This window comes from Salipiger abyssi (assembly GCF_001975705.1).
Classification (GTDB): domain Bacteria; phylum Pseudomonadota; class Alphaproteobacteria; order Rhodobacterales; family Rhodobacteraceae; genus Salipiger; species Salipiger abyssi.
Genome location: NZ_CP015093.1, coordinates 4,188,940 through 4,208,012 on the forward strand (window position 1 = coordinate 4,188,940; position 19,073 = coordinate 4,208,012).

At 67.9% G+C, this 19,073-nt stretch carries 18 protein-coding genes; 4 read left to right on the plus strand and 14 right to left on the minus strand.

The features are described from left to right. Nucleotides 1-271: 271 nt before the first annotated feature. From Ga0080574_RS23955 to Ga0080574_RS23970, 4 genes are all read right to left on the minus strand, one after another. Entirely contained in the window at nucleotides 272-892 is a 621-nt protein-coding gene (locus tag Ga0080574_RS23955; protein ID WP_076705553.1) for a (d)CMP kinase, read from the minus strand. A gap of 105 nt (nucleotides 893-997) precedes the next feature. Beyond that, nucleotides 998-2,344: a 3-phosphoshikimate 1-carboxyvinyltransferase gene (gene aroA, locus Ga0080574_RS23960; protein WP_076705555.1), complete on the minus strand. Its 1,347-nt coding sequence runs from the start codon at nucleotides 2,342-2,344 to the stop codon at nucleotides 998-1,000. A 160-nt stretch (nucleotides 2,345-2,504) separates the two neighbouring features. Beyond that, nucleotides 2,505-3,218 carry a tRNA (guanine(46)-N(7))-methyltransferase TrmB gene (gene trmB, locus Ga0080574_RS23965; RefSeq protein ID WP_076705558.1) on the minus strand — a complete coding sequence of 238 codons (714 nt, stop codon included), beginning with the start codon at nucleotides 3,216-3,218 and terminating at the stop codon, nucleotides 2,505-2,507. A 78-nt stretch (nucleotides 3,219-3,296) separates the two neighbouring features. Continuing rightward, the gene (locus Ga0080574_RS23970; protein WP_076705560.1) at nucleotides 3,297-4,085 is read right to left on the minus strand and encodes a DUF1353 domain-containing protein; all 789 of its coding nucleotides are present in this window, start codon (nucleotides 4,083-4,085) and stop codon (nucleotides 3,297-3,299) included. Nucleotides 4,086-4,261: 176 nt separating this feature from the next. On the opposite strand from Ga0080574_RS23970, the gene Ga0080574_RS23975 reads away from it, so the two are divergent. Next, a complete protein-coding gene (locus tag Ga0080574_RS23975) occupies nucleotides 4,262-4,447 on the plus strand; it encodes a CTP synthetase (protein ID WP_076705562.1) in 186 nt (61 codons plus the stop codon). Here Ga0080574_RS23975 and Ga0080574_RS23980 read toward each other — a convergent pair. Next, nucleotides 4,432-4,887 carry a low molecular weight protein-tyrosine-phosphatase gene (locus Ga0080574_RS23980; RefSeq protein WP_076705570.1) on the minus strand — a complete coding sequence of 152 codons (456 nt, stop codon included), beginning with the start codon at nucleotides 4,885-4,887 and terminating at the stop codon, nucleotides 4,432-4,434. The two genes, Ga0080574_RS23975 and Ga0080574_RS23980, sit on opposite strands and share 16 nt — an antisense overlap. Nucleotides 4,888-4,938: 51 nt before the next feature. Here Ga0080574_RS23980 and Ga0080574_RS23985 point away from each other — a divergent pair, with 51 nt between their 5' ends. Next, nucleotides 4,939-5,634 carry an NAD-dependent deacylase gene (locus Ga0080574_RS23985; RefSeq protein WP_076705572.1) on the plus strand — a complete coding sequence of 232 codons (696 nt, stop codon included), beginning with the start codon at nucleotides 4,939-4,941 and terminating at the stop codon, nucleotides 5,632-5,634. 213 nt (nucleotides 5,635-5,847) lie between these two features. Here Ga0080574_RS23985 and Ga0080574_RS23990 read toward each other — a convergent pair whose 3' ends face one another. From Ga0080574_RS23990 to meaB, 5 genes are all read right to left on the minus strand, one after another. Then, entirely contained in the window at nucleotides 5,848-6,324 is a 477-nt protein-coding gene (locus Ga0080574_RS23990) for a copper chaperone PCu(A)C (protein ID WP_076705574.1), read from the minus strand. Between the two features lie 42 nt (nucleotides 6,325-6,366). Next, a complete protein-coding gene (locus Ga0080574_RS23995) occupies nucleotides 6,367-6,648 on the minus strand; it encodes a hypothetical protein (protein ID WP_237219311.1) in 282 nt (93 codons plus the stop codon). Between the two features lie 172 nt (nucleotides 6,649-6,820). Further along, nucleotides 6,821-7,111 carry a 50S ribosomal protein L28 gene (gene rpmB, locus Ga0080574_RS24000; RefSeq protein ID WP_076705578.1) on the minus strand — a complete coding sequence of 97 codons (291 nt, stop codon included), beginning with the start codon at nucleotides 7,109-7,111 and terminating at the stop codon, nucleotides 6,821-6,823. Nucleotides 7,112-7,267: 156 nt separating this feature from the next. After that, nucleotides 7,268-8,071 carry an alpha/beta hydrolase gene (locus tag Ga0080574_RS24005; protein WP_076705580.1) on the minus strand — a complete coding sequence of 268 codons (804 nt, stop codon included), beginning with the start codon at nucleotides 8,069-8,071 and terminating at the stop codon, nucleotides 7,268-7,270. Next, on the minus strand, nucleotides 8,068-9,057 hold the full coding sequence (meaB, locus tag Ga0080574_RS24010) for a methylmalonyl Co-A mutase-associated GTPase MeaB (protein ID WP_076706124.1): 990 nt from the start codon (nucleotides 9,055-9,057) through the stop codon (nucleotides 8,068-8,070). Before meaB ends, Ga0080574_RS24005 begins: the two co-directional genes overlap by 4 nt. Before the next feature lie 169 nt (nucleotides 9,058-9,226). On the opposite strand from meaB, the gene hrpB reads away from it, so the two are divergent. Further along, entirely contained in the window at nucleotides 9,227-11,671 is a 2,445-nt protein-coding gene (gene hrpB / locus Ga0080574_RS24015; RefSeq protein WP_076705582.1) for an ATP-dependent helicase HrpB, read from the plus strand. A gap of 76 nt (nucleotides 11,672-11,747) precedes the next feature. On the opposite strand, the gene gnd is transcribed toward hrpB, so the two are convergent. The 3 genes from gnd to Ga0080574_RS24030 all read right to left on the minus strand — a co-directional run bounded on the left by gnd (nucleotide 11,748) and on the right by Ga0080574_RS24030 (nucleotide 15,559). After that, nucleotides 11,748-13,148 (minus strand): NADP-dependent phosphogluconate dehydrogenase, encoded by a 1,401-nt coding sequence (gnd, locus tag Ga0080574_RS24020; RefSeq protein WP_076705584.1) that lies wholly within the window; start codon nucleotides 13,146-13,148, stop codon nucleotides 11,748-11,750. A gap of 207 nt (nucleotides 13,149-13,355) precedes the next feature. Continuing rightward, nucleotides 13,356-14,282 (minus strand): ornithine carbamoyltransferase, encoded by a 927-nt coding sequence (gene argF / locus Ga0080574_RS24025; protein WP_076705586.1) that lies wholly within the window; start codon nucleotides 14,280-14,282, stop codon nucleotides 13,356-13,358. Nucleotides 14,283-14,383: 101 nt separating this feature from the next. Further along, nucleotides 14,384-15,559 (minus strand): aspartate aminotransferase family protein, encoded by a 1,176-nt coding sequence (locus Ga0080574_RS24030; RefSeq protein ID WP_076705588.1) that lies wholly within the window; start codon nucleotides 15,557-15,559, stop codon nucleotides 14,384-14,386. 578 nt (nucleotides 15,560-16,137) lie between these two features. On the opposite strand from Ga0080574_RS24030, the gene Ga0080574_RS24035 reads away from it, so the two are divergent. Further along, nucleotides 16,138-18,156, plus strand: coding sequence for a response regulator (locus Ga0080574_RS24035; RefSeq protein ID WP_076705590.1), 2,019 nt, complete (start codon nucleotides 16,138-16,140; stop codon nucleotides 18,154-18,156). Between the two features lie 35 nt (nucleotides 18,157-18,191). Here Ga0080574_RS24035 and truA read toward each other — a convergent pair whose 3' ends face one another. Beyond that, on the minus strand, nucleotides 18,192-18,959 hold the full coding sequence (truA, locus tag Ga0080574_RS24040; protein ID WP_076705592.1) for a tRNA pseudouridine(38-40) synthase TruA: 768 nt from the start codon (nucleotides 18,957-18,959) through the stop codon (nucleotides 18,192-18,194). Between the last annotated feature and the right edge of the window lie 114 nt (nucleotides 18,960-19,073).

Genomic DNA, 19,073 nt, shown 5'->3' on the forward strand with positions numbered 1-19,073 from the left:
GATCCTTTTCATCTTCGGTTTTTCTGGCCGGGCGGTTGTCTCCGCCGGTCTTGGTGATGTGGGCCTTGGGCCGCACGGATTGGTCCTTCGGGCGCTCCGCAATACGAAAGAGGGCCGGTGGTGCCGACCCTGCTCGTCTCGTCGTCCGCGGCGTTGTTTGCCTTGCTTGACGCGCGCGATATACCCGCTGGCTGGCCGTCGCGCAAGCGTGAATGGCCCTGCCCCTCGGCGAGAAGAGCCCGCAAGGGCTCGACGAGCGGCCCCGCCCGCCTCAGCCTTCGCCGCTGCCCCGCGCCGCATCGACCGCCGCGATGGCGCGCACCACCGCCGCGTCGATATCGAGCTCCGAGGTGTCCAGCACCACCGCGTCCTCCGCCGGGCGCAACGGCGCGTCGGCGCGGGTCGCGTCGCGATGGTCGCGCTCGCGGGTCTCCGCCAGCACGATCTCATACGCTGTCTCGACACCCTGCGCGTGCAACTCCTCGTAACGGCGGCGGGCACGCACTTCGGGGCTGGCGGTGACAAAGAGCTTGGCCTCGGCCTCCGGGCAGATCACCGTGCCGATATCGCGCCCGTCCAGCACCGCGCCGCCGGCGCGGCGCGCATAGGCGCGCTGGAAATCCACCAGCGCCGCACGCACCTCCGGGATCGCCGCGACCTTGCTCGCCGCCTGCGCCACGTCCGGGCTGCGCAGCCCCTCGGCCTCGAGATCCTCCGCCATCAGCCCGCGCGCCGCCGCAACCGGCTCGACCCCGTCGAGCATCTGCCGCCCGACCGCGCGGTAGAGCAGCCCGGTATCCAGATGACCGAACCCGAAATGCCGCGCCACCGCCTGGCTGATCGTGCCCTTGCCCGCCGCCGCCGGCCCGTCGATTGCGATGGTGAACGCCATGCCGCCTCTTCCCTGAAAGCCTACAGACCCCGTGTTATGGCGAGCGCCGCCGCGCGCTTCAACCCCCGGCGCCGCGCGGGTCGCGATCCGCCGCTGAGGCGCGCCTCACCCCGCGCGCGAGATCGCCGCCCCAAGCGCCGTCATCAGCGGCTCGAAGACCGGAAAGGAGGTGGCGATGGGCCCGCCATCGTCCACCCGCACCGGCTCTGCCGTGGCCAGCCCCAGAATCAGGAAGGACATGGCGATGCGGTGATCGAGATGGCTCCGCGCCTCCGCCCCGCCCGGCACATTGCCATGGCCGCGGCCATGCACCGTCCACCAGTCCTCGCCCTCCTCGACCTCCACGCCATTGGCGCGCAGCCCAACCGCCATGGCGTCGATCCGGTCGCTTTCCTTGACCCGCAGCTCCTTCACGCCGGGCATATGCGTCTTGCCCTCGGCAAAGGCCGCCACCACCGCGAGCACCGGATATTCGTCGATCATGCTGGCGGCGCGTTCGGGCGGCACCTCGATGCCCTTCAGATCCGGCGAGAAGCGCGCGCGCAGATCCGCCACCGGCTCGCCGCCCTCCTCGCGCTCGTTCTCGAAGCTCAGATCCGCGCCCATCTCGCGCAGGGTAAAGAACAGCCCCGCCCGCGTCGGGTTCAGCCCGATATTCGGCACCAGCACGTCCGAGCCCTCGCAGATCAACGCGGCGCAGACCGGAAACGCCGCCGAGGACGGATCGCGCGGCACGACGATATCCTGCGGCCGCAGCTCCGGCTGGCCGGTGAGCGTGATCACCCGGCCCTCATCGGTCTCTTCGGTCGTCACCCGCGCGCCGAACCCCGCCAGCATGCGCTCGGAATGGTCCCGCGTGGCCTCGCGCTCGATCACCACGGTTTCGCCCGGCGCCGCCAGCCCGGCCAGCAGCACCGCCGATTTCACCTGTGCCGAGGGCACGGGTGTGGCGTAGCGCACCGGCAGCGGATCGCGCGCACCGAGAATGGTCATCGGCAGCCGCCCGCCCGCGCGCCCGTAGGCCCGCGCGCCGAACAGCGCCAGCGGGTCAGTGACCCGCGCCATGGGCCGCTTGTTGAGGCTGGCATCGCCGGTGAAGGTCGCGGCGATGGGCGTGGTCGCCATCGCCCCCATGATCAGCCGCACACCGGTGCCGGAATTGCCGCAATCGATCACCTGACCGGGCTCGGCGAAGCCGCCGACGCCGACGCCCTGCACATGCCAGGTATCGCCGCGCTTCTCGACCTGCGCCCCGAAGGCGCGCATCGCCTTGGCGGTGTCGAGCACGTCCTGCCCCTCCAGCAGCCCGGTGACACGGGTCTCGCCCACCGCCATCGCGCCCAGGATCAGCGACCGGTGCGAGATCGACTTGTCCCCCGGCACATGCGCCTCGCCATGCAGGCCCGTGGACCGGCGCGCAATCATCGGAATGGCTTCCCCGTGGCTCGACATGACGCCCCCTCGTGTTATCGCTCGCGCGCCTGATAGCAGCCGCCCCGCGCGCCGTCCATCGCCCGCGCGGGCCCCGAAGCCGTTTGAGTATTTTCCGGAAAGATGAAAGCAGGGCGCCGCGCCCGGCCCTTCATCTTTCTGCAAATACTCCCAAACGCCCTCACCGCCGGCGGAAGGTCAGGTAATGCGGCACGCGCCCCTCGCGCAGCGCCTTCTGCTCGTAGCGGGTCGAAAGCCAGTCACCCCAGGGCCGGCGCCAGTCCTCGGGCCGCTCCGCCAGCCAGTCGAACCCGGCTTTCGGCACCTCGACCAGCGTCTGACGCACATAATCGGGGATATCCGTCGCCACGCGGAATATCGCGCCGGGCTTCAGCGCCCGCGCCAGCGGCTCCAGATGCTCCTGCGTCACAAAACGGCGCTTGTGGTGGCGTTTCTTGGGCCAGGGATCGGGATAGAGCAGGAACGCCCGGTCGATGCTCGCCTCGGGCAGCACGTCGAAGAGATTGCGGACATCGCCGGGATGCACCCGCACATTCTCCAGCCCCGCCGCGCGGATCTTGCCCAGCAGCATGGCGACACCGTTCATGAAGGGCTCGCAGCCGATGATCCCCATATCCGGATAGGTGGCGGCCTGATGCACCATATGCTCGCCGCCGCCGAATCCGATCTCCAGCCAGACCGGCCGGCCACCGAACAGCGCGCCCAGATCCAGCGGCTTGCGCTCGGGGTTCTCCTCCCAGTCCACCGGCCCCGGCGAGAGCCCGGCCAGATCCTCGTCCAGATAGGCCTCCTGCGACGCCTTCAGCGTCTTGCCGCGCACGCGACCGTAGAAATTGCGCCAGGGCGCGTCGGGATGTTTGTTCGAGCTCGTCATGGGCGCGCCATGTAACGGCAAGCGCCGCGCGGAGCAATCCCGCGCGGCCCGCTCAGGCATCAGACGCCGGACCGGCGCCTACATCGGCTGCGGACCTTCCGGATCGACATCGTCATTGCCGCCGTACTCGGGCTCAGCGGGCGTGTCGTACTCCGCCTCGCGCTCGACATCGTCGGGATGCATGAAGGGGAAGAGGCCCGGATGCTGGCGAATGAGCTGTTTCTCCAGCCGCCGCAGCCGCGCCTCGAGCTGCGCCAGTGACGGGTTCTCGGTTTCGACATACCGCTTCGCCGCACGCATCGCCCGCTGCTTGGGCACGGCGGGCACCTGGTCGAGCGAATAATGCACGTTCCAGCGCGGCCCGCCGAGCCAGACCGCCGCGAACATGATCTTGGCGCGCTGATCGGGCGTGCCCGAGGCGACGAGCGCATCATAGAACATGCGGTGCACATCCTCCCAGCGCCCGTTGTGGTAATTGGCCCCGCCCTCGTTGCCGACACCGCAATAGGCGTCGTGAATGGCGGCGGCGTTGACATATTCCGGCGCGGTCGGCTGGCCCACGATGGCCACGAAGATCTCGGGGATCGAGGCGCCATCGGTCAAGGTGCCCGGCGGCGCAATCCAGGTCTTGCTCCGGGCGTCGGTAAAGCGCAGCGGCTCGGCCAGCGGAAAGAACCGGTAGGGCCGCTTCGGCAAGGTGACGGGTCGGTCGGCCACTTTCACCGGGCTGTTCTCATAGGCGCAATTGTCGGGACGCTGCGCACAGGTGATTTCGGAGAGGGCACGGACCTTCTCCACGTCGTTCGCGGTTGGCGCGCAGGCGGCGAGTGCCAACAGCGCAGCGCCCGCAAGGCTTTGTCTGATCATCGGATAATTCCTGAGGTTCTGAAAATGAAATCCCGCGCCGAGACTAGCGGGATTTTTACCATCCGATCAAGAGCGCGCATGTCCCCCGATTGCCCTGCGCAATTGACCGGGATCAAGGAACACATACCGGATTCATGATGTCTCTCGCGGAAACGCGCAGCCAAGGAGAGACAGCCATGCTGAGACTTGCCGGAATCCTCTACTCTCTCATCGGAACCACGCTTGCGGGCAGCTTCATGATCGCCGCGCTGGTCACCGGGTACGACACGCTGATCCCGATTGTCGCCTCTGCGGCGGCGGGGGCCGTGGTGGCGCTGCCGGTGACCTGGTACGTGGCCAGGGCGATCTATTCGCCGAGCTGATCCAGCAGACCGCGCGCCGCGATCTCGATGAGATCGAGCGCCCCGTCGAAATCGCGGGTATAATACGGGTCGGGCACCTCGGTGGCGCGCGTCTGCGGCGCGTAATCGGTAAAGAGCCGCAGCTCGGCGCGCGCGTCGGCGGGGCGCATCGCTTTGAGATTGGCCATGTTGCTCTCATCCATCGCGAGAATCAGATCGAATCGCGCGAAATCCTCCACGCTCACCTGCCGCGCGCGCAGCGGAGACAGATCGTAGCCCCGCGCCTGCGCCGCGCGCTGCATCGGCCCGTAGGGCGGCTCGCCCAGATGCCAGTCACCGGTGCCCGCGCTGTCGATCTCGAGCGCCTTTCCGCGCTCGGACGCCATGGCGCGCAGCACCCCCTCGGCGGAAGGCGAGCGGCAGATATTGCCGAGACAGACAAAGAGGATAGTTTGGGCCATGGGCGTCTCCTTTGCGCCTTTACCTAATGCGTCCGGACAAGGGGGAAAAGCATGGCCCGAAAGATCGTGATCCTGACAGGCGCAGGCATTTCCGCCGAAAGCGGGCTGGGCACGTTCCGCGATGAGGGCGGGCTCTGGGCACAGCACCGGATCGAGGATGTGGCGACGCCGGAGGGCTTTGCCCGCGACCCCGGGCTGGTGCATCGCTTTTACAACGCGCGCCGCGCGCAGGCGCTGGAGGCCGCGCCCAACCCCGCGCATGAGGCGCTGGCGAGGCTCCAGCGCGACTGGCCGGGCGAGGTGGTGATCGTCACCCAGAACGTCGACGCGCTGCACGAAAAAGCCGGCGCCAAGGCGATTCACATGCATGGCGAGCTTGCGGGCGCGCTGTGTTTTGCCTGCGGCCACCGCTGGCCGGCGCCGCTCGAAATGGCGCCGGGCACGCCCTGCCCGTCCTGCAACGCCCCCGCCGGGCGGCCCGATATCGTCTGGTTCGGCGAGATGCCCTATCACATGGAGATCATCGCCGAGCATCTGCAAAGCTGCGATCTCTTCGCCGCGATCGGCACGTCGGGGCAGGTCTATCCGGCGGCGGGATTCGTCGAGGAGGCCGCGATGGCCGGTGCCGAGACGGTGGAGCTGAACCTTGCGGACAGCGGCATCAGCCGCGCCTTCGACGACCACCGCGTCGGCCCGGCGAGCAAGGTGGTGCCGGACTGGGTCGCGGAGCTGCTGACGGCGCTTTAGGGCTGTCGGGCGCCTCCGGCGACTGGCGAAACTCTGCCTCACGGGTCCGTCGACACCGGCGCCTTCGGCTTGCTTCCGGGCCTGAGAGCGAAGATTAGACAAGTCACTTAAGTGCGCACCTCTTGCCCACTGCCACCCGTCACATCCCGAAGCCATGGCAACAAAAAACCGCGCCCCGATGGAGCGCGGTTCTCTCTCGGCGTGGCAAAACCCTCAGTTCGTCATGCCGCCCGTCTTGCCATGCTGCATGGCGTGATCCGGCTGGCGCTCCAGATCCACCGGGATCTCGACCACCATCTCCCCGGCCTTCTCGAAGGTCAGGGTGACGTTCAGCATCTTGTCCTGCTCGAAGGGCGCGGTGAGCCCCATGAACATCACATGATCGCCGCCGCGCGCCAGCGCGTGCGAGCCATGCGCGGGAATCACAAAGCCCTCCTCGACCTCGACCATGCGCATGACGCCGTTGTCACCGGCGATATGGGTGTGCAGCTCGACCTTGACCGCCGCGTCCGAGGCAACGGCGATCAGCCGGTCGTCCTCGTCGCCGGTGTTCTCGATCACCATGAAGGCGGCACCGGTCTTGGCGCCGGCCATGGCGCTGCGGGCATAGGCATCCTGCACCGCGATCTCGGCAAAGGCAGGGGTGGCGAGCGCCAGCGCAGAGGCGCCGGCGAGAATCAGGGATTTCATTGTCGGAATGTCCTTATGTCTGTCTGAATGTCGCTTACCAGTTCAGACAGCGGCGGGCGGATCGCGCGCCTGCGGCAGCGGCACGCGCATCCCCTGCCCGCGCCGCGCGGCGAATTCCGGCGCCACGCGCAGCCAGAGCGGCAGAGCCTGCGGCGGGGTCCAGCCCCCGCCCGCCGCCGCGAACAGCGTCAAAAGCCCGTCCGGGCAGACATGGCTGTGACCGACCGGATTGCCCTCGGCATCCACCATCACCGTGACCAACCCCAGCCCGGAGCAGATCACGATCTCGCCCGCCGGCGCCGGCTGAGCCCGCGCCACGGCCATCTGGTAGCCTGTCAGCGCAAGCACCAGGGCGAGAAAAAAAGCAGCCAGTGGATATCTTTTCCGGAGCATCGGCCAAGAATTAGGCAAAGCGTCCCGGATTGTCACGCGACAAAAGGAAACAGCCCCGGCGCTGCGGAGCGCCGGGGCTGTGGATAAGCCTGTGGAGGCCGAATCAGGCCTGAGCGGCCTGCGCCTTGGCGATCTCTTTCTTCACCTTCAGCGCGTTGGCGCTGAGCTCGGTGTCCTTGGCTTTCGCCAGGAACTTGTCGAGCCCGCCGCGATGATCGACCGAACGCAGCGCGGAGGCCGAGATCCGTAGCTTGACGCCACGGCCCAGGGTTTCCGACTGAAGCGTCACATCGTTCAGGTTCGGCAGAAAGCGCCGCTTGGTCTTGTTGTTGGCGTGGCTTACGTTGTGACCCGTCATCGGGCCTTTGCCGGTCAGTTCGCATACGCGCGACATGGGTCCATCCTCATCGTCTCGGGGCGAAAATCCGGCTCTGGCAGTCTGTGCCGTTCCTTCGCCAATATGAAAGGGCGCCACAGCGGCGCCCGGAAATCTGGTCGGGCTTCTCTAGCCCCAAGCCCCCGGCGCGTCAAGCCCTTCTCCGGCAGGCTTTCACCCCTTGTTCACAACCGGCACCGCCGCCGCGCCGAGCGCGGTGAACCGCGCCGCGAGCGCCGGCCTGCCGTGCCGCTCGGCAACCCGGCGCATATGGTCGAAATAGCTCGGCGACAGGCGCCGCGCGGCCCGGTGCCCGGCGATCAGCCGCGCCGCATCGACCCCGCCATGCACCAGCTCCGCCTGCATCTGCGGAAAGAACCCGCCCTGCCGCAGCACCCGCGTCGGCGGGTGCCCGCCCCCGGCCAGCCGGCAGATGCGCAGGCGCGGAAAGATCACCTGGGCCATCAGCGCGTGCCGCAGGTCGTTGGCCACGAAGGGATCGCAGAGCACCGCCCCGCGCAGCGCCGGGCTGCCATGCCGCGCCAGATCGCCGAGTGCGGCGTCGAATCCCTCCGCCTCGCGCCGATAGCGCCGGTCGAAGGGCACTAGCTCCGGCGCGATGGAGATCTGCGGCGAGATCGCGATCACCTGCGCGATGTTCAGCGCCGCCGAAAACCGAAAGGCGCCGTAGCCGCCCATGGAAAACCCCATCGACACGACGCGCCGGAATCGCTGCGCCAGCTCGCGCAGCACCGCCTCCAGCGCCTGTGTCTCGTCATTGACGAACCAGTCGTTCCAACGGCTCTGGATATGCAGATGCGCATAGCCGCGCGCGGTAAAGGCGCGCACCGGGCGCACGGTGTCGAAATCGCCGGGCTCGCCGATGCGCTGGCGAAAACTCACGAAAAGCCGCTTGTTGCCGCCCTTGAAGAGATCGGCCCGCAGCAGCGCGCCGTCGAAGACGCGCTCGCTCTTCATGCGCCGGGGGTCTCTCCCAGATAGGTCTCGAGCAATTCATCGGCAGCGGCGGCGGCGCTGATCCCGCCCTCTTCCACCTGATGCGCCAGCGCCGTCATGGCGCCCTTCACGGGTTCGCGCCGCAGCCGCGCCAGCAGCCCCTCGCGCACCTCGGATTCGAACCAGAACCGCGCCTGCCCGGCCCGGCGCGCGGCGAAATGCCCGGTCTCGCGGCGCCACTCGGTCAGCGCCTGCATCTCGTCCCAGGCCTTCTGCAAGCCCTCCTCCTCCAGCGCCGAGACGGTCAGCGCCTTGGGAAAGCCCTGCGGATCCTGCGGTCGCTTGCGCAAGAGCCGCAGCGCGCCCGCGTAGTCGGCGCAGGTGCGCGTGGCGGTGGCCTTGAGATCGCCATCGGCCTTGTTGATCAGGATGATATCGGCGGTCTCCATGATGCCGCGCTTCACCCCCTGCAACTCGTCGCCGCCCGCCGGCGCCAGCAGCAGCAGGAAGAGATCCGACATCTCCGCCACCACGGTTTCCGACTGGCCCACACCAACGGTCTCGATGAGAATCACGTCGAATCCGGCGGCCTCGCAAAGCCCGATCGCCTCACGGGTCCGCCGCGCCACGCCCCCCAGTTGCGATTGCGCCGGCGAGGGCCGGATAAAGGCATTGGGATCGCGGCTCAGCCGCTCCATCCGGGTCTTGTCGCCAAGGATCGAGCCGCCCGAACGCGCCGAGGACGGGTCCACCGCCAGCACCGCCACTTTCAGCCCCTGCGCCGTCAGCATCATGCCGAAGGCCTCGATAAAGGTGGATTTCCCCACCCCCGGCGTGCCCGAAAGCCCGATACGCAGCGCCTCGCGCCCGGCGCCGCGCAGCTTTTCCAGCAGCTCCCGTGCCGCCGCCCGGTGATCGGCCCGCCCGCTTTCCACCAGCGTGATCGCCCGCGCCAGCGCGCGCCGCTCGCCTTTCAGAATGCGTTCCGCCAGATCGCCGATATCCATGCCGTCCACCTCGTCAATTCCGCCTCCGAAATGACCCGCCCCGCGCCGCGATGTCCACCCCCTGCCGGCGCCTGTGCGTCTTCTCTTTCACAAATACGCAAAATGCTCCCGGCAGCCAAAGGCACCGCCGCGATGGACCCCGCCCGCCACATGCGCCATAAGCCGCGCCATGGACCGCCTGCCCATCGACGCCGCCCTGCCCGAGCTGATATCCGCCCTGCGCGATGCCGGCCGCGCCGTGCTGCAAGCCCCGCCCGGCGCCGGCAAGACCACCCGCGTGCCGCTCGCCATGCTGGAGGCCGGCCTCACGCCACAAAAGATCGTCATGCTGGAGCCGCGCCGCCTCGCCGCCCGCGCCGCCGCCGCGCGCATGGCCGAGACGCTCGGCGAGGCCCCGGGGCAAACCGTCGGCTACCGCATCCGCGGCGAGGCCAAGGTCTCGAAAACCACCCGCATCGAGGTGGTGACCGAGGGCATCCTCACCCGCATGATCCAGTCCGACCCGGAGCTTTCCGGCATCGGCGCGGTGATCTTCGACGAGTTCCACGAACGCTCGCTCAATGCCGATCTCGGCCTCGCGCTTTGCCTGGAGATCGCCGGCGCCCTGCGCGACGACCTGCTCCTGCTGGCGATGTCGGCGACGCTCGACGCCCAGCCGGTGGCCGATCTCATGGCCGCCCCCATCGTCACCTCCGAGGGCCGCGCCTTTCCGGTCGAGACCCGCTGGCTCGACGCGCCCCTGCCCAAGCGCCAGCGCTTCGAAGACGCCATGGCCGATCTCATCGCCCGGGCCGCGTCCGAGACCGAGGGCGGCATTCTCGCCTTCCTGCCCGGCGAGGGCGAGATCCGCCGCACCCAGGCGCTGCTGGCCAAGCGCCTGCCGAAAGACATCCAGATCCGTCCGCTCTTCGGCGCCATGGAGTTCGCCGCCCAGCGCGCCGCGATCCGCCCCGAGACGCAGGGCCGCAAGCTGGTGCTGGCCACCGCCATCGCCGAAACCTCGCTCACCATCGAGGATATCCGCGTGGTGGTGGACGGTGGCCGCGCCCGCCGCGCCCGCTTCGATCCGGGCTCCGGCATGGCGCGGCTGGTGACCGAGCGCGTGACCCGCGCCGAAGCCACCCAGCGCGCGGGCCGCGCCGGGCGTGTCGCGGAGGGCACCGCCTACCGGCTCTGGACCAGGGGCGAAGAGGGCGCGCAGCGCGCCTACCCGCCCGCCGAGATCGAAAGCGCCGATCTCGCCGCACTGGCACTGGAGCTGGCGCTCTGGGGGGCGGCGCCCGGGGATCTGCCCTTTCTCACCCCGCCCAATCCCGGCGCCTATGCGGAGGCGCAGGCGCTCTTGCGGATGCTCGGCGCGCTCGATGCCGAGGCGCGCATCACCGCCCATGGCAAGGTGCTGGCCTCCCTGCCGCTGCATCCGCGCCTCGCCCATATGCTCGCGCTGGCAGGTCCCGCCGCCGCGCCGCTGGCGGCGCTGCTCTCGGATCGCGACCCGCTCACCGGCGCGCCCTCCGACCTCACCCTGCGGCTCGAAGCGCTCACCGATCTGCGCCGCTTCACCGAGACCCGCCCGCATGGCGTCAATCGCGGCGCGCTGGAGCGCATCAAGTCCGAAGCCCGGCGGCTGAGCGCGCGGGCGAAGAGCCTCCGCAAGGAGGCAATGAGCCCCGCCGCCATGGCCGCGCTGGCCTATCCCGACCGCATCGGCCTGCGCCGCAAGGGCGATGCCCCGCGCTACCAGCTCTCCGGCGGCAAGGGGGCTGTGATGGACGAGGCCGATCCGCTGGCCTCCGCACGGCTCATCGTGGTCACCGATACCGACGGCAACCCGCGCGAGGCCCGCATCCGCCAGGCGATCCGGATCACCGACTCCGAACTGCGCGACCTCTTCGCCGATCAGATCCGCTGGGAGGACAGCTGCGCCTGGTCGAAACGCGAGCGCCGCGTCATCGCGCGGCGGCAGGAACGCCTCGGCGCCATCGCGCTCGACGACCGCATCTGGAAAGACGCGCCGCCCGACGCCATCGCCCGCGCCATGCTCGACGGGGTGCGCGATCTCGGTCTCACGCTCTCCGACGCCGCCCGCCGCTTCTCTGCCCGCGTCGCCATCGCCCGCGACGGCGGGCTCGACCTGCCCGACATGTCCGACCCCGCGCTTCTGGACACGATAGAGGAGTGGCTGCTGCCCTATCTCACCGGGGTCAAGACCGCCGAGGACTGGAAACGGTTCGACCTTCTGCCCGCCCTGCGCGCCCGGCTCGACTGGGGCCAGATGCAGGCGCTGGATACGGCGGTGCCCGGCAAGTTCACCACCCCGCTCGGGCGCGACATCCCCATCGACTATTCCGGCGAGCACCCGGAAATCTCGCTGCGCCTGCAAGAGATGTTCGGCCAGCGCAGCCACCCGACGGTCGGCAACACGCCGCTGCGTGTCACCCTGCTCTCCCCGGCCCGGCGCCCGGTGCAGACCACCATGGATCTGCCCGGCTTCTGGGACGGCTCCTATGCGGATGTGCGCAAGGACATGAAGGCGCAATACCCCAAACACCCCTGGCCCGAGGACCCGCGCGAGGCCGACCCCACCCTGCGCGCCAAACCGCGCGGGCGGTGAGCGGCGCGCGAGCAGGCATAGCGCCGCGCGGCACCACGGTTTTTTGTGAGTATTTTTAGAAAGATGAAGACCCGGGTCAGTCCCACCACGGGCCGTGCGGCGCGTCTTTTCCGTCGACCCGGTCGAAGCCGTGATGGCCGAAGAAATCGCGTTGCGCCTGGATCAGCGCCGCCGTGCCGCGCGGCTGGCGCATCGTGTCCCAGAAGCTCAGCGCCGAGCCCAGCACCGGCAGCGGGAATCCGGCCCCGATGGCCTGCGCCACGAGGCGGCGCAGCGCCGGGATGCCGCGCGCGAAGGTCCCGGCAAAGCCCGGCGCGAGGATCAGCTGCCCCTCCGGCGCACCGTCACGGAACGCCGCCGCGATATCGTCGAGCAGTTTCGCGCGAATGATGCAGCCCGCCCGCCAGATCTCGGCGATCCGCGCGAAATCGAGCTGCCAGCCATATTCCTCCGAGGCCGCGTCGAGAATCCGGAAGCCCTGCGCATATTCCAGCACCCGCGCCGCCAGCAGCGCCGCCTCCAGATCGTCCGGCACGATCTCCAGCGCGCCGCGTTCGCTTCCGAACGCCTCCCCGGCCCGTTCGCGCAGCGGCTTTTCCGCCGACCAGGCGCGCGCGGCCACCGCGCCCTCGATCATCGTCGCCGACTGGCCGAGCCGCACCGCCTCGATGGCGGTCCAGCGGCCCGTGCCCTTCTGGCCGGCGCGGTCGAGAATGGCATCCACCATCGGCCCGGCCGCCAGCGGATCGTCATGGCGTAACACCTCGGCGGTGATCTCGTAGAGATAGCTGCCGAGCGGCCCCGCGTTCCAGGCCGCGAAGCGCTCCGCCACCTCGTCCACCGACAGCCCCGCGCCAAAGCGCAGCAGGTCGTAGGTTTCGGCGATCATCTGCATATCGGCATATTCGATGCCGTTATGCACCGTCTTGACGAAATGCCCGGCCCCGTCCGGCCCCATGCGGTCGACGCAGGGCGCGCCCTCGAACCGCGCGGCGATGGCGGTCAGGATCGGTTTCAGCCCCGTCCAGCTCTCTTCCGAGCCGCCGAACATCATCGACGGCCCGTGCCGCGCCCCGTCCTCGCCGCCGGACACGCCCATGCCGACGAAATGCAGCCCCGCCGCCGCCATCCGCTCCGTGCGCCGGATGGTATCGTGAAAATCCGCATTGCCCGCGTCGATCACCGTATCGCCGGGATCGAGCAGCGGGATCACCTCGTCCAGCATGTCGTCGATGGGCCTCGTCGACGGGATCATCGCCAGCAGCAGCCGGGGCCGCGGCAGCGCCGCGATCAGCGCCGGCAGATCGGGCGCGGAGGTGACATCGCCGGCAAATGGCGCGGCGCGGGTGGCAAAGGCGTCGATCAGATCGTCGGTCCGGTTCGAAACCGCAATGGCGATGCCCTGCTCGGCCATGTTGAGCGCCAGCGCCGAGCCCATCGTGCCCAGCCCGTAAATTCCGATCTTCGGCTCCGCCATCTCTGCCTCCTTGCGCGTGACAGCGCTAACCTAGCTATCCCGCCGCTGCCGGCAATACGCATTCGCGCACAGCCGCCCTTCGCGCGCGCCCTCAAGGAAAAGGCGCGGAGACATCCGCCCCCGCGCCCTCTGCGTCTTATGTGTCTTCTCTTTGGCAAATACGCCGCGGCGACCGTGCCACGGGCGGCGCCTGCGCATCGGGGCGGCTCAGCCGCCCACGCACCAGCGCATGATTGCCTTTTGCGCGTGCAGCCGGTTCTCGGCCTCGTCCCAGATCACCGATTGCGGCCCGTCCATCACCTCCGAGGTCACTTCTTCCCCGCGATGCGCCGGCAGGCAATGCATGAAGAGCGCGTCCTTGCCCGCCGCCTCCATCAGCTTTTCGTTCACCTGATAGGGCCGCAGCATATTGTGGCGCCGCTCGCGCGCGCTCTGCGCATCATGCATCGAGACCCAGGTGTCGGCGACCACCAGGTCGGCGCCCTCGACGGCCTTGAACGGGTCGCGCTCGATGGTCACGGTGCTGCCCGCGTTGCGCGCCAGCCCGACGAATTCCATCTCCGGATCGAGCTGCACCGGGCCGGTGAAGGTGAGGTCGAAGCCGAACTGTCCCGCCGCGTGCAGGAAGGAGGCACAGACATTGTTGCCGTCGCCGCACCACACCACCTTCTTGCCGGCGATGGGGCCGCGATGCTCCTCGAAGGTCATCACATCGGCCATGATCTGGCAGGGATGCGTGCGGTCGGTCAGCCCGTTGATCACCGGCACCGTGGCGTATTCGGCCATCTCAATCAGCACAGATTCATCGAAGGTCCGGATCATGATCATGTCGACAAAGCGCGACATCACCCGTGCGGTATCCGCGATGGTCTCGCCATGGCCGAGCTGCATGTCGCTGCCCGAGAGCACCATGGTCTGCCCGCCCATCTGGCGCACACCCACGTCGAAGGAGGTGCGCGTCCGGGTCGAGGGCTTCTCGAAGATCAGCGCGACCATATGGTCCTTGAGCGGCAGATCGTCGTCTTTGGCGGCCTTGGGGCGACCGTTGCGGGCGGTCTTGATCGCCCTGGCGCTGTCGATGATCTCCCGCAGGGCGGTCTTGTCGGTTTTGTGGATGTCCAGAAAATGGTTCATGATCGTATCGCTTTTTTCGGAGGGGGTGACGGGGCGCTGCCCCTGCCCCCGGAACGGGTCCGGGGGCATTCCCCCGGGATATTTAGAGCCAATGGAAACGCTCAGGCGGTTTCCAGCGCGGAGGCGGCGGCGTCGAGACGGGCGATGGCCTCGGCGATCTCGTCATCCGAGATCGTCAGCGCCGGCAGCAGGCGGACCACATTGTCGGCGGCGGGCACGGTGATCACCAGCGCCTCATAGCCGGCCTTGACGAATTCCGCCGGGGCCGGCTTGACCTTGAGCCCCAGCATCAGGCCGGAGCCGCGCACCTCCTCGAAGATGTCGGGATGCGCCGCGATCAGCCCTTCGAGCTTCTGCCGCAGGAAGCCGGCCTTGCGGTTAACCTCCGCGAGAAACTCCGGCTCGGCCACGTGATCCATCACCGCGCAGCCAACGGCGCAGCCCAGCGGGTTGCCGCCATAGGTCGAGCCATGGGTGCCGGCGGTCATGCCGGAGGCCGCCTCTTCGGTCGCCAGCACCGCGCCCAGAGGGAAGCCGCCGCCGATGCCCTTGGCCACCATCATGATGTCGGGGACGATCCCCGCCCATTCATGCGCGAAGAGCCGCCCCGTGCGGCCCATGCCGCATTGCACCTCGTCGAGCACCAGCAGGCAGCCCTTTTCGTCGCAAAGCGCGCGGATCGCCTTCAGCTCGTCATCGGGCAGCGGTCGGATGCCGCCCTCGCCCTGGATCGGCTCCAGCAGCACGGCGGCGGTATTGTCGTCGATGGCGTCTTTCAGCGCGTCGAAATCGCGCCAGTCGAGATGTTTGAAGCCGGGCAGCAGCGGGCCGAACCCCTTGACCATCTTTTCCGAACCGGCGGCGGCGATGCCCGCCGAGGACCGGCCATGGAAGGAGCCGGAAAAGGCGATGATATCGGTCTTTTCGGGCAGGCCTTTGTCATACCAGTATTTCCGCGCCATCTTGACCGCCAGCTCGCAGGCCTCGGTGCCGGAATTGGTAAAGAAGACAGTGTCGGCGAATGTCGCACCCACCAGCTTGTCGGCCAGCGCCTGCTGCTGCGGGATCTCGTAGAGGTTCGAGACATGCCAGAGCTTGCCCGCCTGCTCGGTCAGCGCCGCGACCAGCGCGGGATGGGCATGGCCCAGCGCGTTCACCGCGATGCCGCTGCCCAGATCGAGGAATCGGCGGCCGTCTTCCTCCACCAGCCAGGAGCCTTCGCCCTTCACGAAGTGCAGGGGCGCGCGGGTATAGGTGGGCAGGACGGACGGGATCATTGAGAAATCCTCAGCATAGGAGGCCCGATAGGTGCCAAGGGCTTGGGGCCGAGTCAAGTTTTATGGGGTTGTGACGTGCAACGGGGCGCCGTCCCTTGCGGGAGGCGGGAAAGAGGAGCCTTCAGGCTCGTCGGATTCGGGGCGCGTGCGTCATGGGATGTGCTGATACAGGAATGCTGGCGTTTGGCAAGGGGGATGTGACGACGCCCCCACGGCCAATCAGCGCGCCCGATGCAGAGGCGTGGAGGCTGAGGATGATCGCCCGAGGCGCCACCGTCCCATTCCATCCCTTATGCGCCGGCAGATATGCCCCCCGTCGAAAGCCCACGCATCCCTCGCATCCGGGTCTCGGCAGCAGTGGAAATACGATGACTTGTCGATGAATTTCGGGACTATACCTTTTTATCACGATTTCGGCACACACGATCAATTCCAATTAAACTTGAAATAAAGTTACTTTTTAAATACGAATAATTATCAGAGAATTTCGCGCTGAGCACGGGTATTATCCGGCGGCGCTTTCCGCCCTGTCATCCCAAAATAGCGGGATCGTCTCAATTCCGAGGAGGGCCGCCCCAATGAACAGAGACGTCGCGGCGAAGCCGGACTATCAGGCCTGGTCGGTGAGGCTTTCGGCTGTCTGTGCCGCGATTGCGCTGCTGGACCTGATCCTCGGCTGGATTGCAGGCATCGACTTCTTCGTGAGATTGCGGCCCGGATACCCGGCGATGGTCCCCGGCACGGCGATTTGCGTGCTTCTGGGCAGCGCGGGAGCCGCGGCAAAGACCCGGGACGGCAGGTTGTCGGCAGTCAGCCTGGCCTGCGGCGCCGTAATCCCGGTCATCGTTCTTCTGACCTATCTGGTTCCGGCCTTCGATCTCGGACCGGACGCCATGTCGATCGGCACGGCGGTCGCCAGCCTTTCCGTTGCGGCCTGCCTGCTATTCGGCCACTTTCGGCATAAGGGCGAATTTATCACGCTCATATCCGCAACGCTCGGCCTGAGTGCCGTCGCAATCCCGCTGCTCGGCTATATCTTTAACGCCGAGGCGCTCTTTTCCAATCCGATCTATACGAAAATGGCGCTGCATACGGCGGCGAGCTTTATGCTGCTCTTTCTCGCGCTGCTTCTGCTGATCCCGGAGACCGGCTGGATGCGGGTCGTCACCGCGCCGGAACGCGGCAGCCAGATGCTGCGCCGTCTCCTGCCCGTTCTGATTTTCGGGCCGGTCGGGCTGACCGAGCTGGCGCTGATCGCGTCGCGCCGAGACATGCTGTCTCCGGATCTCCGGGCTGCCGTTCTGACCTATGTCATGATCGCCCTGACCGGCAGCGCTGCGATTTTCTTTGCGCATCTGGCAAATGTGTCCGAGCGTCTGGCCGCGGAATCGGACCGCCGGCGGCGCGACAGCGAACGGGCGCGGCAGGCTGTGGAGCTGGCCATGGAACGCGGCCAGAGGATCGAGTCGCTGGGCCGGCTGGTCGGCGGAGTCGCGCATGATTTCAACAACACGCTCGCGGTCATCGTCGGCAATCTGGAACTTCTGCAACACGACAAGGACGAGAAAACCCATGAGGTCTATGTCGCAGAGGCGATCAGCGCCGCGAACCAGGCGGCACAGTTGACCGGCCAGCTTCTGGCCTATGGCCGCAAGTCGCGGCTCAAGCCAACGGATGCGCGCATCGACGAGCTCGCGCGCGAGGCGGTGCGGATGTTCGAGCGGCTCTGCCCGGCGAATATCACGATCGCCCCGCGTTTCGCCGCGCCGCAGGCGGTGATTCATGTGGACGAGTCAGGCTTTCGCCAGGCGCTGCTGAATATCCTCATCAACGCGCGCGATGCCCAGCCCGGCGGCGGGCGCATCGAGCTTTCCACTGCGATCGAACGACACGGTCAGGAAGACGTGACCGGGTTCGCGGCACAGGAAGAGCTCTGGCCGGGCCTCTTCGCGGTGGTCACCGTCGCGGATAGCGGGCCGGGCATGGCGCCGCAGACGCTGGGGCTCGCAACGGACCCGTTCTTTACGACGAAACCGGTCGGAGAAGGGACCGGGCTTGGCCTGTCGGTGGCATCGGGCTTTTGCCGGCAATCCGGCGGCGGTCTGTCGCTGGAAAACGCGGAAGAAGGCACCGGGCTGGTGGTCACGATGGCCTTCCCGCTTGCCGGTTGTGGCGCGGCCGATGCCGTTTCCGAAACCGATCGGTCGAGCGGGACCGCCAGCCTCGCGCGGCGGGTTCTTGTCGTGGAGGATGAGGTACAGGTGCGGCAGGTCATGATGCGCCAGCTCACGTTTGACGGGCATGACGTCGAGCTATGCTCCTCGGGCCAGGAGGCGCTTGACCTGCTGCAAAGCGGTTACCGCCCGGATCTGGTCATTACCGACCTCGCCATGCCCGGCCCGGTCCAGGGCGGCGCGCTGTCGCGCATGATCCGTGCGGAATATCCCGAGATACACGTCATTCTCATGTCGGGTTACGAATCTCCCCGGCAGAAGCTCGAACGCGACAGCGGCGAGCGCTTTCTGCAAAAGCCGATCAACTGGCAGGTGCTTCGCGAGGTCGTGGCCTCGGTTCCGAGATCGTCACAGGAGGACTGATCTGGCCGAGAGTGGCTCAAGGCATTTCTCTCGGCTCAGCCGAACACCGCCTCCGGGTACCCCACCCCCATCAGATAGAGCCCCTGCGGCGGGCAGACCGGCCCGCAGGCCGCGCGGTCACAGGCCTCCAGCGCCGTCTTCACGTCACCCGGCGCCCAGCTCCCCGCGCCCACCCGCTCCAGCGTGCCGACGATGCTGCGCACCTGGTTGTGCAGGAAGCTGCGGGCGCGCAGGGAGAAATGGAATTCCGTGCCCGCCCCGGTCTCGACCTGCTCGATCCGGATCTCGTCCAGCGTCTTCACCGGCGAGGCCGCCTGGCACATGGTCGAGCGGAAGGTGGTGAAATCGTGAAGGCCGATGAGATGCGCCGCGCCCGCCCGCATCGCCCCGAGATCGAGCGGATTCATCACCCGCCAGACCTGCCCCGCCTCCAGCGTCGCAGGGGCGCGGCGCACCAGCAGGCGGAAAAGATAGCGCCGCTCCAGAGCCGAAAACCGCGCGTGCCAGTCGTCATCTACAGCGGCACAGGCACGGATCGCCACCGGTGCTGGCTTGAGGTGATAGTTCAGCGCCTCGGAAAGCCGGAACGGATCCCAGTCCTTCGCCATGTCGCAATGGGCCACCTGACCGCGCGCATGCACGCCCGCATCGGTGCGCCCGGCGGCGGCAATCGTGTGATCGCGCGGCTCGAGACGCGCCAGCGCGGCCTCGATCGCGCCCTGCACCGAGGGCTGATCCGCCTGCCGCTGCCAGCCCGAAAAAGGCCCGCCGTCATATTCCACCAAAAGCGCGTATCTGGGCATGACGGCCCCTTAGCCCCTCCGTCCGTGTCCGGCAATCCCCACCCTTGCGCATCCGTATCGGGACGGGTTGAGAAATTGTAACGGTTTCATTACACAGCGCCGATCCATGTCAAA

Coding starts and splice junctions, on each gene's coding strand:
- meaB (WP_076706124.1), bottom strand. CDS start 9,057: ATGGATATCGGCGATCTGGCGGAACGCATTCTGAAAGGCGAGCGGCGC.
- hrpB (WP_076705582.1), top strand. CDS start 9,227: ATGGACCGCCTGCCCATCGACGCCGCCCTGCCCGAGCTGATATCCGCC.
- gnd (WP_076705584.1), bottom strand. CDS start 13,148: ATGGCGGAGCCGAAGATCGGAATTTACGGGCTGGGCACGATGGGCTCG.
- rpmB (WP_076705578.1), bottom strand. CDS start 7,111: ATGTCGCGCGTATGCGAACTGACCGGCAAAGGCCCGATGACGGGTCAC.
- Ga0080574_RS24035 (WP_076705590.1), top strand. CDS start 16,138: ATGAACAGAGACGTCGCGGCGAAGCCGGACTATCAGGCCTGGTCGGTG.
- Ga0080574_RS24005 (WP_076705580.1), bottom strand. CDS start 8,071: ATGAAGAGCGAGCGCGTCTTCGACGGCGCGCTGCTGCGGGCCGATCTC.
- argF (WP_076705586.1), bottom strand. CDS start 14,282: ATGAACCATTTTCTGGACATCCACAAAACCGACAAGACCGCCCTGCGG.
- Ga0080574_RS23970 (WP_076705560.1), bottom strand. CDS start 4,085: ATGATCAGACAAAGCCTTGCGGGCGCTGCGCTGTTGGCACTCGCCGCC.
- Ga0080574_RS23990 (WP_076705574.1), bottom strand. CDS start 6,324: ATGAAATCCCTGATTCTCGCCGGCGCCTCTGCGCTGGCGCTCGCCACC.
- truA (WP_076705592.1), bottom strand. CDS start 18,959: ATGCCCAGATACGCGCTTTTGGTGGAATATGACGGCGGGCCTTTTTCG.
- Ga0080574_RS24030 (WP_076705588.1), bottom strand. CDS start 15,559: ATGATCCCGTCCGTCCTGCCCACCTATACCCGCGCGCCCCTGCACTTC.
- Ga0080574_RS23995 (WP_237219311.1), bottom strand. CDS start 6,648: ATGGCCGTGGCGCGGGCTCAGCCGGCGCCGGCGGGCGAGATCGTGATC.
- Ga0080574_RS23975 (WP_076705562.1), top strand. CDS start 4,262: ATGCTGAGACTTGCCGGAATCCTCTACTCTCTCATCGGAACCACGCTT.
- Ga0080574_RS23955 (WP_076705553.1), bottom strand. CDS start 892: ATGGCGTTCACCATCGCAATCGACGGGCCGGCGGCGGCGGGCAAGGGC.
- Ga0080574_RS23985 (WP_076705572.1), top strand. CDS start 4,939: ATGGCCCGAAAGATCGTGATCCTGACAGGCGCAGGCATTTCCGCCGAA.
- aroA (WP_076705555.1), bottom strand. CDS start 2,344: ATGTCGAGCCACGGGGAAGCCATTCCGATGATTGCGCGCCGGTCCACG.
- trmB (WP_076705558.1), bottom strand. CDS start 3,218: ATGACGAGCTCGAACAAACATCCCGACGCGCCCTGGCGCAATTTCTAC.
- Ga0080574_RS23980 (WP_076705570.1), bottom strand. CDS start 4,887: ATGGCCCAAACTATCCTCTTTGTCTGTCTCGGCAATATCTGCCGCTCG.